Source organism: Pseudomonas sp. IPO3747 (assembly GCF_013385245.1).
GTDB lineage: Bacteria > Pseudomonadota > Gammaproteobacteria > Pseudomonadales > Pseudomonadaceae > Aquipseudomonas > Aquipseudomonas edaphica.
The window spans coordinates 362,795-381,200 of the sequence record NZ_JACAQL010000022.1 but is presented as its reverse complement, the minus strand read 5'-3'; the positions used below and the strand labels follow the sequence as shown (position 1 = coordinate 381,200).

At 62.2% G+C, this 18,406-nt stretch carries 12 protein-coding genes; 9 read left to right on the top strand and 3 right to left on the bottom strand.

What is annotated here, in order from left to right; genetic code table 11:
- The 4 genes from HX790_RS23215 to HX790_RS23200 all read left to right on the top strand — a co-directional run bounded on the left by HX790_RS23215 (position 1) and on the right by HX790_RS23200 (position 9,223).
- Complete coding sequence (locus tag HX790_RS23215; RefSeq protein WP_017135593.1) at positions 1–1,335, top strand: TolC family outer membrane protein; 1,335 nt, start codon at positions 1–3, stop codon at positions 1,333–1,335.
- Between the two features lie 30 nt (positions 1,336–1,365).
- Entirely contained in the window at positions 1,366–4,323 is a 2,958-nt protein-coding gene (locus HX790_RS23210) for an autotransporter serine protease (RefSeq protein WP_176992235.1), read from the top strand.
- 169 nt (positions 4,324–4,492) lie between these two features.
- Positions 4,493–7,600: an autotransporter serine protease gene (locus HX790_RS23205; RefSeq protein WP_176992234.1), complete on the top strand. Its 3,108-nt coding sequence runs from the start codon at positions 4,493–4,495 to the stop codon at positions 7,598–7,600.
- A 192-nt stretch (positions 7,601–7,792) separates the two neighbouring features.
- On the top strand, positions 7,793–9,223 hold the full coding sequence (locus tag HX790_RS23200; RefSeq protein WP_176992233.1) for a lipase: 1,431 nt from the start codon (positions 7,793–7,795) through the stop codon (positions 9,221–9,223).
- Here HX790_RS23200 and HX790_RS23195 read toward each other — a convergent pair whose 3' ends face one another.
- Complete coding sequence (locus HX790_RS23195) at positions 9,224–9,496, bottom strand: hypothetical protein (protein WP_017135597.1); 273 nt, start codon at positions 9,494–9,496, stop codon at positions 9,224–9,226.
- Positions 9,497–9,685: 189 nt separating this feature from the next.
- Here HX790_RS23195 and HX790_RS23190 point away from each other — a divergent pair, with 189 nt between their 5' ends.
- Positions 9,686–9,850, top strand: a complete 165-nt coding sequence (locus tag HX790_RS23190) for a hypothetical protein (protein WP_164487936.1) — start codon at positions 9,686–9,688, stop codon at positions 9,848–9,850.
- Between the two features lie 130 nt (positions 9,851–9,980).
- Here the strand turns inward: HX790_RS23190 and HX790_RS23185 are convergent, their stop codons facing one another.
- Positions 9,981–10,205, bottom strand: coding sequence for a YgdI/YgdR family lipoprotein (locus HX790_RS23185; RefSeq protein WP_017135598.1), 225 nt, complete (start codon positions 10,203–10,205; stop codon positions 9,981–9,983).
- A gap of 187 nt (positions 10,206–10,392) precedes the next feature.
- On the opposite strand from HX790_RS23185, the gene HX790_RS23180 reads away from it, so the two are divergent.
- Both HX790_RS23180 and HX790_RS23175 read left to right on the top strand, forming a co-directional pair.
- The gene (locus HX790_RS23180; RefSeq protein WP_176992232.1) at positions 10,393–12,036 is read left to right on the top strand and encodes a VRR-NUC domain-containing protein; all 1,644 of its coding nucleotides are present in this window, start codon (positions 10,393–10,395) and stop codon (positions 12,034–12,036) included.
- On the top strand, positions 12,033–14,294 hold the full coding sequence (locus HX790_RS23175) for an ATP-dependent DNA helicase (protein WP_170037160.1): 2,262 nt from the start codon (positions 12,033–12,035) through the stop codon (positions 14,292–14,294). Before HX790_RS23180 ends, HX790_RS23175 begins: the two co-directional genes overlap by 4 nt.
- A 151-nt stretch (positions 14,295–14,445) precedes the next feature.
- Here HX790_RS23175 and HX790_RS23170 read toward each other — a convergent pair whose 3' ends face one another.
- Positions 14,446–15,756, bottom strand: coding sequence for an MFS transporter (locus HX790_RS23170; protein WP_017135601.1), 1,311 nt, complete (start codon positions 15,754–15,756; stop codon positions 14,446–14,448).
- Positions 15,757–15,940: 184 nt separating this feature from the next.
- On the opposite strand from HX790_RS23170, the gene HX790_RS23165 reads away from it, so the two are divergent.
- Complete coding sequence (locus tag HX790_RS23165) at positions 15,941–17,047, top strand: sugar diacid recognition domain-containing protein (RefSeq protein ID WP_017135602.1); 1,107 nt, start codon at positions 15,941–15,943, stop codon at positions 17,045–17,047.
- Positions 17,048–17,138: 91 nt separating this feature from the next.
- Positions 17,139–18,284 carry a glycerate kinase gene (locus tag HX790_RS23160; RefSeq protein ID WP_176992231.1) on the top strand — a complete coding sequence of 382 codons (1,146 nt, stop codon included), beginning with the start codon at positions 17,139–17,141 and terminating at the stop codon, positions 18,282–18,284.
- Positions 18,285–18,406 lie beyond the last annotated feature (122 nt).

Genomic DNA, 18,406 nt, shown 5'->3' with positions numbered 1-18,406 from the left:
ATGCGCGTTGTGTTCATTTCGTTGATGTTGGTGTGCGGCGTTTCCCAGGCAGCCATGGGGCCGTTTGATGTGTACGAGCAGGCATTGCGTAACGATCCGGTGTTTCTGGGCGCCATCAAGGAGCGCGACGCGGGCCTGGAGAACCGCACCATTGGCCGTGCCGGGCTGCTGCCGCGGCTGTCGTACAACTACAACAAGGGCCGCAACAACTCCGAGGCGCACCTGCCGGACGGGCGCGGCGGCAGTTATCGCGACGACCGCAACTACAACAGCTATGGCTCGACCTTCAGCTTGCAACAGCCGTTGTTCGACTACGAAGCCTATGCCAACTATCGCAAGGGCGTGGCCCAGGCGCTGTTCGCCGATGAAAGCTTTCGCGACAAGAGCCAGGCGTTGCTGGTGCGGGTGCTGAGCTATTACACCCAGGCGCTGTTTGCCCAGGACCAGATCGACATCGCCCGCGCCAAGAAAAAGGCCTACGAGCAGCAGTTCCAGCAGAACCAGCACCTGTTCCAGCAGGGCGAAGGCACGCGCACCGACATTCTCGAAGCCGAGTCGCGCTATGAGCTGGCCACCGCCGAAGAGATCCAGGCGCTGGACGAGCAGGACGCGTCGTTGCGCGAACTGGGGGCGTTGATCGGCGTGCAAAGCGTCGACATCCACGACCTGGCGCCGCTGAACCAGAGCTTTGCTGCCTTCACCCTGACCCCGGCCAACTACGACACCTGGCATGAACTGGCGCTGAGCAATAACCCCACGCTGGCGTCCCAGCGCCAGGCCGTGGAAGTGGCGCGTTATGAAGTGGAGCGCAACCGCGCCGGGCATTTGCCCAAGATCACCGCGTATGCCAGCTCGCGCAAACAGGAGTCCGACAGCGGCAACACCTACAACCAGCGCTACGACACCAACACCATCGGTGTCGAAGTCAGCCTGCCGCTGTACGCCGGTGGCGGGATCTCCGCCTCCACTCGCCAGGCCAGCCGCGGCATGGAACAGGCCGAGTACGAGCTGGAAGGCAAGACCCGCGAAACCCTGATCGAACTGCGCCGCCAGTTCAGTGCGTGCCTGTCGGGGGTGAGCAAATTGCGTGCGTACCAAAAGGCACTGACCTCGGCCGAAGCGCTGGTGGTGTCGACCAAGCAAAGCATCCTCGGTGGCGAGCGGGTCAACCTCGACGCACTGAACGCCGAGCAGCAGCTGTACAGCACCCGTCGCGACCTGGCGCAGGCGCGTTACGACTACCTGATGGCCTGGACCAAATTGCACTACTACGCGGGCAACTTGCGCGACACCGACCTGGCGAAAGTCGATGAGGCTTTCGGCCCGGTGAAATGAGCATCCATAAGAAGAATAAGGAGGGGTTAGATGATTACCCATTCACCACGTTTCAAACCGTTTACCGCAGGCTCGTTACTCCTGTTGTCCGTTGCGGCACAGGCGGCCTATACCGAAAACGGCCAAGCGGGAAACCCCGCCAGTTGGCGCTCCGCCGAATTCCAGAGCGACTGGGGCCTGGGGCGCATGAAGGCGGATGAAGCCTATGCGGCCGGTATCACCGGCAGCGGGGTCAAAGTCGGCGCGCTGGATTCGGGTTTTGACCCCAACCACCCTGAAGCTTCCAAAGACCGCTACCACGCTGTCACCGCCAGCGGCACCTACGTCGATGGCAAGCCGTTCAGCACCACCGGCGCACTCAACCCCAACAATGATTCCCACGGCACCCATGTCACCGGCACCATGGGCGCAGCCCGTGATGGCGTGGGCATGCACGGTGTGGCCTACAACGCGCAAATCTACGTGGGCAACACCAACGCCAACGACAGCTTCCTGTTTGGCCCGACCCCGGACCCCAAGTATTTCAAGGCGGTGTATACCGCGCTGGTGGATTCCGGCGTGCGCGCCATCAACAACAGCTGGGGCAGCCAGCCCAAGGATGTCAGCTACCAGACCCTCGGCGACCTGCACGCCGCCTATGCCCAGCATTACAACCAGGGCACCTGGCTGGATGCCGCGGCGGATGTGGCCAAGGCCGGGGTGATCAACGTGTTCAGCGCCGGCAACAGCGGGTATGCGAATGCCAGCGTGCGCTCGGCCTTGCCGTATTTCCAGCCGGAACTGGAAGGCCACTGGCTGGCGGTGTCCGGCCTGGATAAAGCCAATAACCAGAAATACAACAAATGCGGAATCGCCAAATATTGGTGCATCTCTACGCCTGGCGCGCTGATCAACAGCACCATTCCCGATGGCGGTTATGGGGTCAAGTCCGGCACCTCGATGTCGGCACCGCATGCCACCGGCGCGCTGGCGCTGGTGATGGAGCGCTACCCGTACATGACCAATGAGCAGGCGTTGCAGGTACTGTTGACCACTGCCACGCAACTCGATGGCTCTGTCACTCAAGCACCGAATACCATCGTCGGCTGGGGCGTGCCGGACCTTGGCCGAGCGATGCATGGCCCGGGGCAATTGCTTGGCAACATGAACGTCAACCTCGCGGCCGGGCAGGGCGATGTGTGGAGCAATGGTATCTCCGACCAGGCCTTGGTTCAGCGCCAGGCCGAAGACCGCGCCGAGCACAGTGCCTGGCAGCAAACCCTGATCGACAAGGGCTGGCAGAACGGCGTGGGCGCGAATGCCAGCCAGCAGGACCAGACCGATTACGCCGTTGGCACTGCCCGTGATCAGGCCGCAGCCAACCGCGTGTATGAAGGCAGCCTGATCAAATCCGGTGCCGGCAGCCTGGTGCTCAGCGGCGACAGCACGTATCGCGGTGCCACCAGCGTCAATGGCGGCCTGCTGGCAGTCAACGGTTCGCTGACCTCGGCGGTGACCGTCAACAACAGCGGCACCCTCGGCGGCTCCGGGCGCATCGGCGCCTTGAGCGTCAACAGCGGCGGCACCGTGGCACCGGGTAATTCCGTAGGCACCTTGCAGGTAGCCGGTGATGTGAACCTGGGCGCAGGCTCCACCTATGCGGTGGAACTCACGCCCACCAGCAGCGACCGCATCGTCGCAGGCGGCAAAGCCGTGCTGGGCGGCGGCACCGTGACCCTGGCGCTGGAAAACAGCCCCACACTGCTCAGCCAGAGCCAAGTGCAAAGCCTGATCGGCCGCCAATACACCATCCTCCAGGCGGCGGGCGGCGTTCAGGGCCAGTTTGGCCAGGTGCTGCCGAACTACCTGTTCCTCGGCGGCACCCTCGATTACGCCGCCAACGGCGTGCAGTTGGACGTGGGGCGCAACAACGCGGCGTTCGCCAGCGTTGCCGCCACGCGTAACCAGCGCAGTGTCGCGGCGGCGGCCGAGCAGTTGGGCGCCGGCAACCCGGTGTATGAAAGCCTGTTGCAGTCGGACTCGGTGGCCACGGCCCGCCAGGGCTTGCAGCAACTGTCGGGTGAGATCTACCCGGCGATTGGCGCGATGCTGATCAACGACAGCCTGCAACTGCGCGATGCTGTAGGTGAACGCCTGCGCCATGTGCCCGTGAACGGCGAAAGCAACCTGTGGATCAAGGCCCTTGGCGCCTGGGGCAAGACCGACAGCCGCAGCGAAACGGCAGGCTCGACCACCTCGATTGGCGGTTTGCTCGCCGGTGTGGACGGCGCGCTGGATGAACAGACCCGCGTGGGTGTGGTCGCTGGCTACAGCGACAGTTCGCTGAACATGGGCAGTGGCACGCATTCGTCGGCGTCCATCGACAGTTACCACTTCGGCGCGTATGCCGGGCGTGAACTGGGCGACTGGCGCGTCAGCGTGGGTGGTGCCTACAGCTGGCATCGCGGCGACGTAAAGCGTGACCTGCAGTACGGCGAAGTCAGCGGCAAGCAAAAGACCAAGCTGGATGCGCGCACGGCGCAGTTGTTCACTGAAGCTGCGTACCGCATTCACCTGCAACCGCTGGCGCTGGAGCCGTTCGCCAACCTGGCCTATGTACATCTGGACAGTGATTCCTTTCATGAAAAAGGCGCTGCGGCGGCGCTGGAACGTGGCAGTGATCGGCGCGATGCGGTGCTCAGCACCCTCGGTGTGCGGGCCTTGAAAACCCTGCCTCTGAATGACCATCAGCAGCTCGAACTGTCCGGTTCGCTGGGCTGGCAGCACAGCCTGACGGCGGTTGAATCCGAAGAACACTTGGCGTTTGTCGCCGGCGGGCCGTCCTTTGCCGTGCGCAGTTCGCCGTTGTTGCGCGATGCCGCGCTGGTCGGTGTGCAGGCCAGCCTGGCGCTGAGCAAGGCCACGCGGGTCAACCTGGATTACAACGGCCAGTTGGGTGGACGTGCGAAAACCCAAGGCGTGGGGCTGAGCCTTAACTGGCAGTTCTAAACACGCCGCAGCGATGATCGTTCCCACGCTTTGCGTGGGAATGCCTCTTGTGACGCTCTGCGTCACACTTTGGACGCAGAGCGTCCTGGGCTGCATTCCCACGCGGAGCGTGGGAACGATCAGGTTGGATTTCCAAAAAAGTGCAATAAGAAAACTAAGGAAGGTCACCGTGAACAAACGCAAACCAGGGTTAAATACCGCCACTCACACAGGCCCGGGCTACCCGCTCAAGGCTTTGAGCTGCGTGCCATACGGCGCGCTGCTGTGCTGCCTGGCAAGTCTGGGGACTGCCCAGGCCGCACCCTATGTGGAAACCGGCAAACTGGGCGATGCCGCCAGTTGGCGCAGCAACGAGTTCAAGGCCGATTGGGGGCTGGGCGCCATCCATTCAGACACTGCGTATGCCGCCGGCTACACCGGCAAAGGCGTCAAGCTGGGCATCTTTGACCAGCCGGTGTATGCGCAGCACCCGGAGTTCGCCAGCCCCAACAAGGTGGTGACGATTGTCACCGAGGGCATCCGCCAATACACCGACCCGTATATCCCGGTGAAGGCCGGCGATGCGTTCCGCTATGACGGCACGCCGTCCAAGGACTCCAACGGCAAGCTGGGTAACCACGGCACCCACGTCGGCGGGATTGCCGCCGGTGACCGTGACGGCGGGCCGATGCATGGCGTGGCGTTCAATGCGCAGATCCTCAGCGCCGAAAACGGCGACCCAGGCCCGGAAGACGGGATCATCCTCGGCAACGACGGCGCGGTGTACAAGGCCGGTTGGGATGGGCTGGTGGCCAGCGGCGCACGCATCATCAACAACAGCTGGGGCATCGGCATTGGCGATCAATACGCCAAGGGCGGCCGCGATCCGGCGTACCCCAACTTCACGGTCAATGAAGCCCAGGCGCAGTTCAACAACATCCGGCCGATCCTCGGCACGCTTGCCGGCGGCGCCTACCAAGGCGCAATCGATGCGGCCCGCAGCGGCGTGCTGACCATCTTTGCCGCCGGTAACGACTACAACCGCAACAACCCGGACGCGATGTCGGGTCTTGCGTACTTTGTGCCGGAAATTGCACCGAACTGGCTGTCGGTAGCCGCCTTGCAGCAAAACCCGGACACCGCGAGTGCCAACCCGTATGTGATCAGCACCTTCTCGTCACGTTGCGGTTATGCGGCGAGCTTCTGTGTGTCGGCACCCGGTACCAAAATCTTCAGTTCGATCATCAACGGCACCGACCTGAGCAACCTGACCACCGACTGGGCCAACAAAAACGGCACCTCCATGGCTGCGCCCCATGTGGCCGGCGCAGCGGCGGTGCTGATGGAGCGCTTCCCGTACATGAGCGGCGAGCAGGTCGCCACCGTGCTCAAAACCACCGCCACCGACCTTGGCGCGCCGGGCATCGACGCGCTGTATGGCTGGGGCATGATCAACCTGGGCAAAGCAGTCAACGGGCCAGGGATGTTCGTGACCGCTGAGGATATTCCTGCTGAGTTCCGTATCGATGGCGCCTATGGCAGCAGCCAGTTTGTCGCCGACCTGCCAGGCATTGGTGCGGTGGTGGATGCCGGTAAACCGACCCAGCGTCTGTGCACCGACGTGCATTGCGGCCTGGATGTGTGGAGCAATGACATTTCCGGCCATGGCGGCCTGACCAAGCAAGGCATCGGTACGTTGGTGCTGAGCGGCACCAACACCTACAGCGGGCCGACCCTGGTCAACCAGGGCTTGCTGGCGATTAATGGCTCGGTCACTTCCGACGTTACCGTCAGCCAGGCCGGCGTGCTCGGTGGCTCGGGCCGTATCGGCTCGCTGACTGCCAAAAGCGGCGGCACCGTGGCGCCGGGCAACTCCATCGGCACCTTGAATGTGGCAGGCAATGTCACCTTTGATGCGGGTTCGACCTACGCGGTTGAGCTGTCGCCCACCAGCAGCGACCGCATTGTGGCCGGCGGCACCGCCACGCTCAATGGCGGTACCGTGACCCTGGCCCTGGAGAACAGCCCGACGCTGCTAACCAACGCACAGGCGCAAAGCCTGATTGGCCGCCAGTACAACATCCTGCAAGCCGCAGGCGGTATTACCGGCAGCTTCGGCGCGGTGCTGCCGAATTACCTGTTTATCGGCGGCACGCTGAACTATGCCGCCAACGGCGTGCAACTGGACGTGGCACGCACCAACAGCTTCGCCAGTGTGGCGGTCACGCCGAACCAGCGTGCGGTCGCGGCGGCGGCGGACCAATTGGGCGCCGGCAATGCGGTGTATGAAAGCCTGTTGCTGGCGCCCAATGCGGCCTCGGCCCAAGGCGCGTTCCAGCAGCTCTCCGGCGAAATCTACCCGGCGCTGCAAAGTGCGTTAATCAACGACAGCCGTTACGTGCGCGAAGCCGTTGGCGAACGCCTGCGCAATGGCGAGATGGGCGCCAGCAGCGAAACCATCGACAGCCGTGGCAACGTGTGGGTCAAGGCCTTGGGCGCGTGGGGCAAGACCGACAGCCGCAGCGACACCGCGGGCTACACCACGTCGCTGGGCGGCATGCTCGCCGGTGTGGATGGCGCACTGGATGACTCGACGCGTATCGGTTTGGTCGCTGGCTACAGTGACACCTCCTTGAACATGGGCAACGACACCCATTCCCGTGCCTCGGTCGACAGCTACCACTTCGGTGCCTATGCCGGGCATGAAATCGGTGCCTTGCGCCTGAGCGGTGGGGCGACCTACAGCTGGCATCGCGCCGATGTGAAGCGTGACCTGCAATACGGTGATGTGGCCGGCAAGCAGAAGGTCAAAGTGGACGCGAGCAGCACCCAGGTGTTTGGTGAGGCGGCTTACCGCGTCAACCTGCAACCGCTGGCCCTGGAGCCATTCGCCAACCTGGCCTATGTGCATCTGGACACTGATGGGTTCACCGAAAAGGGTGACGCCGCCGCGCTCAAAGGCCATGACGACACCCGCGATGTGGTGCTGAGCACCCTGGGCGTGCGCGCCTTGAAGACCTTTAACGTGAACGATCACCAGCAACTGGAAGTGTCCGGCACCCTGGGCTGGCAGCACAACCTGAGCAGCACCGATTCCGAGCAGCACCTGGCGTTCGCCTCGGGCGGCCCTGCGTTCGCAGTGGAAAGTGCGCCGATGGTGCGCGACGCCGCGTTGGTCGGTGCGCGGGTCAGCCTGGCGCTGAGCAAGGATGCGCGGGTCAATTTTGATTACAACGGCCTGTTGGCCAGCAAGGACAAGGTCCACGGGGTGGGGTTGAGCCTCGACTGGGCGTTCTAAAAGGCTTCACACCTTGTATGGGTTTGGGCTTATGTGGGAGCCGGGCTTGCCCGCGATGCAGACACCTCGGTCGGTCAGTTGTACCGAGGTGAGGTTATCGCAGGCAAGCCAGCTCCCACATAGGCTCACTCACTACGAGGGCCACACGTGTTTTCGCTTTCTCTACAAATCCAACAACAGAGAGGCACTACCATGGGTATCTTTGACTATAAAAACCTCGGCACCGAGGGCTCCAAAACACTGTTCGCCGATGCCATGGCGATCACGCTGTATTCCTACCACAACCTGGACAACGGCTTTGCCGTGGGTTACCAGCACAACGGCCTGGGGCTTGGCTTGCCGGCCACGCTGGTGGGGGCGTTGCTGGGCAGTACTAATTCGCAAGGGGTGATCCCGGGGATTCCCTGGAACCCCGACTCGGAAAAGGCCGCGCTTGATGCGGTGCAAAAAGCCGGCTGGACGCCTATCAGCGCCAGTGACCTGGGCTATGGCGGCAAGGTCGATGGGCGCGGCACCTTCTTTGGCGAAAAGGCCGGTTACACCACGGCCCAGGTCGAGGTGCTGGGCAAGTACGATGACGCCGGCAAACTGCTCGAAATCGGCATCGGCTTCCGCGGCACGTCGGGGCCACGGGAAAGCTTGATCACAGACTCCATCGGCGACGTAATCAGCGACCTGCTGGCGGCCTTCGGCCCCAAGGATTATGCAAAGAACTATGCGGGCGAAGCCTTTGGCGGCTTGCTCAAGAATGTCGCCGACTATGCCGGCGCCCATGGCCTGAGCGGCAAGGACGTGGTCGTCAGCGGCCACAGCCTGGGCGGGCTGGCGGTCAACAGCATGGCAGATTTAAGCAACAACAAATGGTCGGGGTTCTACAAGGACGCCAACTACGTGGCCTATGCCTCACCGACCCAGAGCGCGGGCGATAAAGTGCTCAATATCGGCTACGAAAACGACCCGGTGTTCCGCGCGCTCGACGGCTCATCCTTCAACCTGTCGTCCCTGGGCGTGCACGACAAACCCCACGAGTCGACCACCGACAATATCGTCAGCTTCAACGACCACTACGCCTCGACGTTGTGGAATATCCTGCCGTTTTCGATCGTCAACCTGCCGACCTGGGTCTCACATTTGCCCACCGGTTATGGCGACGGCATGACGCGCATCCTCGAGTCCGGCTTCTACGACCAGATGACCCGCGACTCCACAGTGATTGTCGCCAACCTGTCTGACCCGGCGCGGGCTACCACCTGGGTGCAGGACCTTAACCGCAATGCCGAACCGCACAAGGGCAACACCTTCATTATCGGCAGCCACGGCAATGACCTGATCCAGGGCGGCAAGGGCGCAGACTTTATCGAAGGTGGCAAAGGCAATGACACAATCCGCGACAACAGCGGGCATAACACCTTCCTGTTCAGCGGCCATTTTGGCAATGATCGGGTGATTGGCTACCAAACCACGGACAAGCTGGTGTTCCAGAATGTGGAGGGCAGCACCGACCTGCGCGACCATGCCAAAGTGGTCGGCGCAGACACGGTGCTGACCTTTGGCGCCGACTCGGTGACCCTGGTCGGCGTCGGGCACGGCGGCCTGTGGGCGGATGGCGTCAGCATCGGCTGATCAGTGCCAGTGTTGCCCCCGCCAGCCACCGCCCCAATACGGCCGGTGGGGGTAGCCGTAGCCATAGCTGTAAACATGATGTGGGTAGTAATAAGGCCGTGGGGCGTAACCCCAATGCCCGTAATAAACCGGCGGCGGCGGGGGAGCAACCACGATGACCCGCGGCGGCTGACGAATGATGATGGTATCGGCAAACGCCGGCGCGCTGGCCAGCGCCGCCAGGCTCAGGGGGATGAGTAACAGCGCGCGTACCGTCCGGGACATGAGTGCCATGGCCGTCTTTCTCCGTTCTACCGCCTTCGAAGATGAAGGCGGCTTATCGGTTGAACGCCGGGTTGGCGAAAATCCTTCGGTAAATAAATCTTCACCGACCAGCGGCGCAACGCTGCGACGGGTCCGGCAGGCCTCACGCGTTTAATCACTACCCGCGAGCTGTTTCGCGCGTCATGTGAGGAACCGAACATGTCCCGACTTCGATTGCTGCTGTGCGCCTTGGTGCTACTGGGCTTGGGCGGGTGCGCGGTGTACCCGGCCTATCCTGGCCCATGCTGCTACCGGCCGTACTACCACTCGTATTACTACCATCCCTACTATCACCCGTATTACCACCCGTACTACCGGTACTGATCGTTCCCATGCTCTGCGTCACGCTTTGGGACGCGGAGCGTCCTGGGCTGTATTTCCACGCGGAGCGTGGGAACGATCATCAAACAAAAAGCCCCGCATTGCGGGGCTTTTTATGTTCAGGCGATTGCTTTCACTTTTCGCTGCGTACCGTCGCAACGTCATCAGCCTTGATGCGGATGTGCTTGCCGGCGATGTCGGTGAATTCATAGAACCCATCGGCTGTCTTGGTCTTGGGGGTGTCCTTGGTCAAATACTGCGTGCCATTTTGCAATGTCACCACGGTTTGCGTGGAGCAACCGGCCATTAGCAGAAAAGTGAGTGCAACCAGCGGCAGACCCAAATTCTTCATGTTCATTACCCTTACCTTTAACCCTGAAAAGTCCCGCGCCTAAGGCTTCGGGCCACAAATGTTACGCCATCAACTGTCCTATCTGATCACTTTTATACAAAAAGTTGCGTGGGCCATTTATCTATTACTGATTGCAACAGCCCGCCGCTGGCGGCACTCTGTATGCATAACCAGTATTTGATCAGTGCGCGACATGGCCAATCCCCTCGACGATCCCTTGTATTACCTGCATAACTTCCGCCAAGTCCTGCTGTGGCTGGGGCAGCGTTATGCCGATTTGCTCGACCCGGATGAAATGCAGTTTATTCAGCAATTTGACAGGTTACCGCAGCCGTCCCAGGCGTTATTGGTGCGCATGGTGATGCGCAAGGGCGCGCATTTTCGTGCGAGCAAACTCAATTACCTCGAAATTGGCTGCACTCACGCGGCGGCGCTTGCACTGGTGCAGCAGGGCTGGGTGGCTCAGCAGAGCCAACTGGGTTTTGATGAGCTGTTCGCACTGCTGCAAAAAGGCGAAATCCTCGCCGCCTTCGCGCCGTGGATTGACCAGCCCAAAGGCAAAAAGGCCGACTGGCTGGAAGGGCTGGCGGCGCAGTTCACTGAGTCACGCAGCTTTGCCCTGTGGTGCCCCGAACTGAGCGACACGCTCTACAGCCTCACCGTGATGGACCTGTGCGACCGCCTGCGGCTGATGTTCTTCGGCAACCTGCACCAGGATTGGTCGGAGTTCGTGCTGGCTGACCTGGGCATCTACACCTACGAAAAAGTCGAGTTCTGCGCCGAATCCCGTGGCCTGCGCAGCCGTGACGATGTGCACGGTTTTCTGTTCCTGCACCAATGCCAGCAGGCCTTCGAAGCCGGCCAGGCGCTGGACGAGGTACTGGCGCAGATCGTGCTGCTTGCCACCGATAACCCCTGGCTGGAAAAACGTCGGGCTAAATTGCTGTTCCAGATCGGCCACTATTGCGAACGCAGTGCCGAGCTGGAATTGGCGGCGCAGATTTACCGTGATTGCGCCTATCCCGGCGCGCGCTCGCGGTTGATTCGCGTGCTCGAACGCCAGGAGGATTACGCTCAAGCCATGGCCCTGGCGTGCGCGGCGCAGCAAGCACCGCAAAGCGCTGCCGAACAGCAGCACCTGCTGCGCGTGCTGCCACGCCTGCGGCGCAAGCTCGGTGAACCGGCGCTGCCCAAGGTCAAGCCACGTGAAGTCACGCGCCTGGACCTGGCGCTGGTGCAGGCGCCGCTGATGTCGGTGGAATCCTGCGTGCAGGCGCACCTGAGCGCGCCCGATGCGCCGGTGCATTACGTCGAAAACGGGCTGATCAATTCGCTGTTCGGGCTGTTGTGCTGGGAGGCGATTTTCGCGCCGCTGCCGGGTTCGTTTTTCCACCCGTTCCAGCGTGGGCCGGTGGACCTGCACAGCGAAGACTTTCATCAACGTCGGGCTGTGTTGTTCGCCGCGTGCTTCGAACAGCTTACGGATGAGCGTTACAAAACCACCATCCGCCAGCGCTACGTGGACAAATGGGGCATCCAGTCGCCGTTCGTGTTCTGGAACCTGCTCAGCGAAGAGCTGCTGGAGCAAGCCCTGACGTGCCTGCCGGCCGAACACCTGCGTTACTGGTTTGAACGCCTGCTGCTGGATATCCGCGCCAACCGCGCCGGCATGCCGGACCTGATCCAGTTCTGGCCGGCGCAAAAGACCTACCGCATGATCGAAGTCAAAGGCCCTGGTGACCGACTGCAGGACAACCAACTGCGCTGGCTGGAGTTCTGCGGCGAATACCAGATGCCGGTGACTGTCTGTTATGTGCGCTGGGCGCAAACCGCTTGAGCTACAGCGTTGCGGTGCGCGCGCTGTGCGAGTTCACGGCCAAGGTCGGCGACCTGGACCTGCGCTTTACGCCGTCGCCCAGCGCCCAGGAAGGCATTATCGGCCATCGCACGGTGGCCTCACGACGCAGTGCCCATTACCAGAATGAAGTAGCCCTGGAAGGCGAATACCAGCAGCTCAAAGTGCGGGGCAGGGCAGACGGCTACGACCCGGACAGCAATCGCCTGGAAGAAGTCAAAACCTATCGCGGCGACCTCGACGCGCAACCCGCCAACCATCGCCAATTGCATTGGGCGCAGGTCAAGGTGTACGGCTGGCTGATGTGCCACAAACTCGGCCTGCAGGAAATCGACCTGGCGTTGGTGTACTTCGATATTGTTGGCGAAGGTGAAACCTTGCTGAACCAGCGCTTTCAAGCGGCCGACCTTGAGCAGTTCTTTAACCAGCAATGTGCGCTGTTCCTCGGCTGGGCACGCCAGGAAATGCAGCACCGCGCGGCGCGCAACGACGCCGCGCGGGCGCTGGCGTTTCCCCATGCGCAGTTTCGCACCGGCCAGCGTGCGTTGGCCGAGTCGGTCTACAAGGCCGTCAGCACCGGCCGCTGCCTGATGGCCCAGGCGCCTACCGGCATTGGCAAGACCGTCGGCACGATCTTCCCGCTGCTCAAGGCGCTGGCGCCGCAGCAACTGGACAAGGTGTTTTTCCTGACCGCCAAGACACCCGGGCGCAAGTTGGCCCTCGACGCCGCGCACGTGCTCTACACCAGCAGCCCCGATTTGCCGCTGCGCGTGCTCGAACTGGTGGCGCGTGACAAGGCCTGCGAGCACCTGGACAAAGCCTGTCACGGTGATTCCTGCCCGTTGGCCAAGGGCTTTTATGATCGCTTGCCGGCGGCACGCGTGGCGGCGTCCAAGGTGCGCCTGTTGGACCAGCGCAACCTGCGCGAGGTGGCGTTGGCCCATGACGTCTGCCCGTATTACCTGAGCCAGGAAATGGCGCGCTGGGCCGACCTGGTGGTCGCCGACTACAACTACTATTTCGACTTCGGCGCCATGCTGTTCGGCCTGGCCCAGTTGAACCAATGGCGCGCCGCCGTGCTGGTGGACGAAGCCCACAACCTGGTGGAGCGCGCCCGCTCGATGTACAGCGCCAGCCTTGATCAGTACAGCCTCAAGACCCTGCGCGACAGCGCGCCTGAGCCGTTGAAAAAACCGTTGCAGCGCCTGAACCGCGAATGGAATGCCGTGCACAAGGACCAAGTCGCACCGTACCAGGCCTACGCCAGCAAACCCGACAAGCTGCTGCAGGCCTTAAGCCTGTGCACCAGCGCCATGGGCGATTACTTCAACGACCACCCCGAGGCCCTCAGCGGCGACCTGCAAACCTTCTATTTCGAGGCGTTGCAGTTTGCCAAGGTGGCGGAGCTGTTCAATGAACACTTCATCTTCGATATCAGCCAGCGCCAGTTCGGCAAGCGCAGCGCCTCGACCCTGTGCCTGCGCAACGTGGTGCCCGCCGAATTCATCCGCCCCAGGCTGACCGCCGCCCGCAGCAGCGTGCTGTTCTCCGCCACCCTGAGCCCGCGCCACTATTACGCCGACTTGCTCGGACTGCCTGCCGATACTGCGTGGGTCGATGTGGAATCACCGTTCCAGGCCGAGCAACTGCAGGTGCGCATCGTCGATGCGATCTCCACGCGTTTTGTGCATCGCCAAGCCTCCTTGGCGCCGATTGTCGAGCTGATTGCCGAGCAATTTGCCACGCAACCGGGCAACTACCTGGCGTTTTTCTCAAGTTTTGATTACCTGCAACAAGTGGCGCAGTTGATGGCCGAGCGGCACCCGCAGATTGTGCTGTGGCTGCAGTCACGCGGCATGGCCGAAGCCGAACGCCAAGGGTTTCTGGACCAGTTCACCCAGCACAGCCGGGGCATTGGCTTTGCCGTGCTGGGCGGCGCGTTTGGCGAAGGCATCGATTTGCCCGGCACGCGCTTGATCGGCGCTTTTATCGCCACACTGGGCTTGCCGCAACTGAACCCGGTCAACGAGCAAATGAAAGCGCGCATGGGCGCGATTTTCGGCGCGGGCTATGACTACACCTATTTGTATCCGGGTATCCAGAAGGTCGTACAGGCGGCGGGACGGGTGATCCGCAGCCAGCAGGACCAAGGCGTGGTGATGTTGATCGATGACCGCTTTGGCGAGGCCCGTGTGCGGCAGTTGTTGCCGCGCTGGTGGGCGGTTGGGCGAGGTGCATAACTGGTATTGGGGTAACCGCGGCGTAGAGTTGCGCCATCACCCCAATAACGGTTATGCCTCCCGCTCTTGCGATAGAGCGGCCCAGCCGAGGCCAAGACTTACCTAGATACCGACGCGCATTCCAGGCAAGCCAGCCCTCAAAGAGACTGCGTTATACCTTCAAGGTACGGGTCATGCGCAACGCCAACACACTGCCGGCCACAATCACCGCCGCCAGCAGGTACAGCGCCATGTCCGTGGACCCGGTGGCATCCTTCACAAAGCCGACGATATACGGGCTCAAGAACCCTGCCATCTGCCCCATGGAGTTGATCAGCGCCAGGCCGCCAGCCGCCGCACCCGCGCTGAGCAGGGCAGTGGGTACCGGCCAGAACATCGGCAGGCCGGTAAGGGCACCCATGGTGGCGATGGTCAGGCCGAGAATCGCAAGCGCCGGGGTGGTGGCGAAGTTCACCGCAATCACCAAGCCAATCGCACCCATCAACATCGGCACCACCAAGTGCCAGCGACGTTCCTTGCGCAAGTCGGCGGAGCGGCCCACCAACAGCATGAACACGGCGGCCAGCAGGTACGGAATCGCACTCAGCCAGCCAATCACCAGGTTATCGCTGAAGCCCAGGTTCTTGATGATGGATGGCAGCCAGAAGTTGATGGCGTACACGCCGCTCTGGATACAGAAGTAGATCAGGCCGAACGCCCAGATCGCCGGGTTCTTGAACACTTCGCCGAGCGAATCGGTGGTGGTTTTCGGTTTGTTGGCCAAGTCCGTCGCCTGATCGGCTTCCAGCACTGCACGTTCATGGGGCGTGAGCCACTTGGCGTTGGCAAAGCTGTCGCTGAGCAGGAAGTAGGCGAGGGCGCCCAGGATCACCGTGGGAATGCCTTGCAGCAGGAACATCCACTGCCAGCCCGCAAGGCCGCCTTGGCCGGCGGCGAAGTGGTTGAGGATCCAGCCGGAAAATGGGCTGCCCAGCAGGCCGGACACCGGAATTGCCGACATGAACAACGCCATGATCCGCCCACGGCGAAAGGTCGGGAACCACTGCGAGAGGTACAGCACCACGCCGGGGAAGAACCCGGCTTCTGCGGCACCGGTCAACAGGCGCAAGCCGTAGAAGTGGCTGGGAGTGGTGACGAACAGCAGGCAGGTGGAAAGCGTGCCCCAGACGATCATCATCAGTGCAATCCAGCGCCGAGGGCCGAACCTGGTCAGCGCCAGGTTGCTCGGTACACCACACAGCACGTAGCCGATAAAGAAGATCCCGGCCCCCAGGCCGTACACGGTCTCGCTGAATTTCAACGCATCGAGCATCTGCAACTTGGCAAAGCCAACGTTCACCCGGTCCAGGTAGTTGAACAAGTAGCAGATAAAAATGAAGGGGATCAGGCGCAGGGTAATGCGCTTGTAGATGGCGTTTTTATCGTCATCGGTGGCCAGTGTGGCAGCGGCGCTCTGTGACATGGCAGTCTCTCTTTATTATGATTTTTCGCGATGCGAGGGTAACGTTGATCGCCCAAAGAGTCTCGGCCACCTTGCTGGGTGCTGTCTTTGTGCCCGCGCACAGTCAAGCAGGCTTTGCGCTGTGCCTCTGAACAACAGCATGAACACCCCATGAACAACCGCGCCTTTCAAGGAACTTAGCCTCATGTTCGAGCTCGATCATGACCTGGCGCAGGATATCGTCAATCGCACCATGGCGATCCTGCCCTATAACGTCAACGTCATGGACAGCCAGGGGCTGATTCTGGGCAGTGGCGAGCCGGAGCGAATCAACACTCGCCATGAAGGCGCGCAGTTAGTGCTGGCCAATGGTCGCGTAGTGGAAATCGACGGCCAGACCGCCAAACACCTGAAGGGCGTGCAGCCCGGTATCAACTTGCCGTTGATGCACGACCAGCGCCTGATCGGCGTGCTGGGCATTACCGGCGAGCCGGCGTTGCTGCGCACCTACGCGCAACTGGTGCGCATGACCGCCGAAATGCTGGTGAGCCATCGCCATCAGCAAGCCGAGCAGCAATGGCGGCGCCAACGCTGTGATGACCTGCTGGCCTTGCTGCTGGCCGACAGCGGTAACTCGCCGCGCCTGGTGGATGAAGCCCAGCAGTTGGGGCTCAAGCCTCAGCTGGCCCGCACGCCCTACCTGTTCGAGTTGGGCGCAGGCCAATCGGCGGAGGCATTAAGTGCCTGGCTGACCAGCCGTTACCCGGATAGCTGGTGCGTGAGTTCCGCACAATTCTCGTTGTTGTGGTGCCGGCCTGCGTTGGCTCAAGTGGATAACCCAAGGCTGCTGGAAAAGCTTCAGGGTCTGGGCTGGAATATCTTGCGGGTCGCCGTCGGCGGGCAGGCCGATGGCCTCGCCGGGCTGCGTCGTTGTTACCGGCGTGTGGGGGATTTGCTGGCCTATGGTCGCGATATCCTGCCGCAATCGCAGCTGTTGACCCTCAATCGCTACCGCCTGCCGGTGATGCTCTGGCGTCATCGCAACGACGATGCCTTGGACGAACTGCTCAACCCCTTGCGCAAAGTCCTGGCCAGGGACACCAACGGCCAGCTGTTGGCTACTTTGCGCAGCTGGTGTGAACACGATGGCCAAAGCCAGGCCTGTGCCGACGCCCTGGGCATTCATCGCAACAGCCTGCGTTACCGCATGGAACGCATTGCCGAACTCAGCGGCGTCGACCCGCTGACCCTTGACGGCATGCTCGCGCTGTACCTTGGCGTGCAGCTATTGCCCCAGGCTTTGTCGCAATGAACAACAAACCTCACCCGCACTTGTGCATCGGACCGGCGTCATTGTCGATGGCAACTGGCAGCATGGGCGTTATAAAAACCGGAGAAAGCCCATGAAAATCATCATCGCCCCCGACTCATTCAAGGACAGCCTGAGTGCCGAAGGCGTAGCCCAGGCGATTGCCGACGGCCTCGCGCAGGTGTGGCCGGATGCACAGGTAGTCCAGTGCCCGATGGCCGACGGCGGTGAAGGCACGGTGGACTCGGTTCTCGCCGCCTGCCATGGCGAGCTGCGTCGCGAAACGGTGAGCGGGCCACTGGGCGAGGCGGTGGAGGCACGCTGGGGCTGGCTTGCCGACAGCCATACCGCGATGATCGAAATGGCCGAAGCCAGTGGCTTGCAACGTGTACCGACGGGCCAGCGTGATGCTTGCATCAGCAGCACATTCGGCACCGGCGAGCTGATCCGCGCCGCCCTGGATGCCGGTGCGCAGCGCATCATCCTGGCGATTGGCGGCAGCGCCACCAACGACGGCGGCGCGGGTGCGATGCAGGCGCTTGGCGTGCAGCTGCTTGACGCCCAAGGCCAGGCACTTGCACCGGGCGGGTTGGCTCTCGCAGGCCTGGCGCGGATCAGCCTGGAGCAACTGGACCCACGTTTGGCCCAGGTGCGTTTTGAAATCGCGGCCGACGTCAACAATCCACTGTGCGGGCCGCAGGGCGCCTCTGCCATTTTCGGCCCACAAAAAGGCGCCAATCCACAGCAAGTCGAACAGCTTGACGCGGCGCTTGGGCACTTTGCCGATCACTGCGCCCAAGTGCTGCCCAAAGACGTGCGCGATGAACCGGGCAGCGGCGCGGCAGGCGGTTTGGGGTTTGCCGCCAAGGCCTTTCTCGGCGCACAGTTTCGTGCGGGCGTGGAGGTGGTCGCCGAGCTGGTCGGCCTGGACTCGGCCGTGCGTGGTGCGGACCTGGTCATCACTGGCGAAGGCCGCTTCGACGCCCAGACCTTGCGCGGCAAAACACCTTTTGGTGTGGCACGGATTGCTCAACGTCATGGCGTACCGGTCATCGTGATTGCCGGCACCTTGGGCGAAGGCTATGAGCAAATGTACGCCCATGGTGTGGACGCCGCCTTCGCCTTGCCATCAGGCCCAATGAGCCTGGAACAGGCGTGCAGCGAGGCGCCGCGTCTGTTGCGCGAGCGCGCGGTGGACATAGCGCGGGTATGGCGCACAGCGTTCAGCCAGCGCAGTTAACAAGCCAGCTCCCACATTTTGACCGCGTAACTCGGCGTAACAGACCGACCGAGTTGCCTGCATCGCGGGCAAGCCCGGCTCCCACCCTAGCCAGCATGCAGCCTCGGCCCCTACACTGGCCG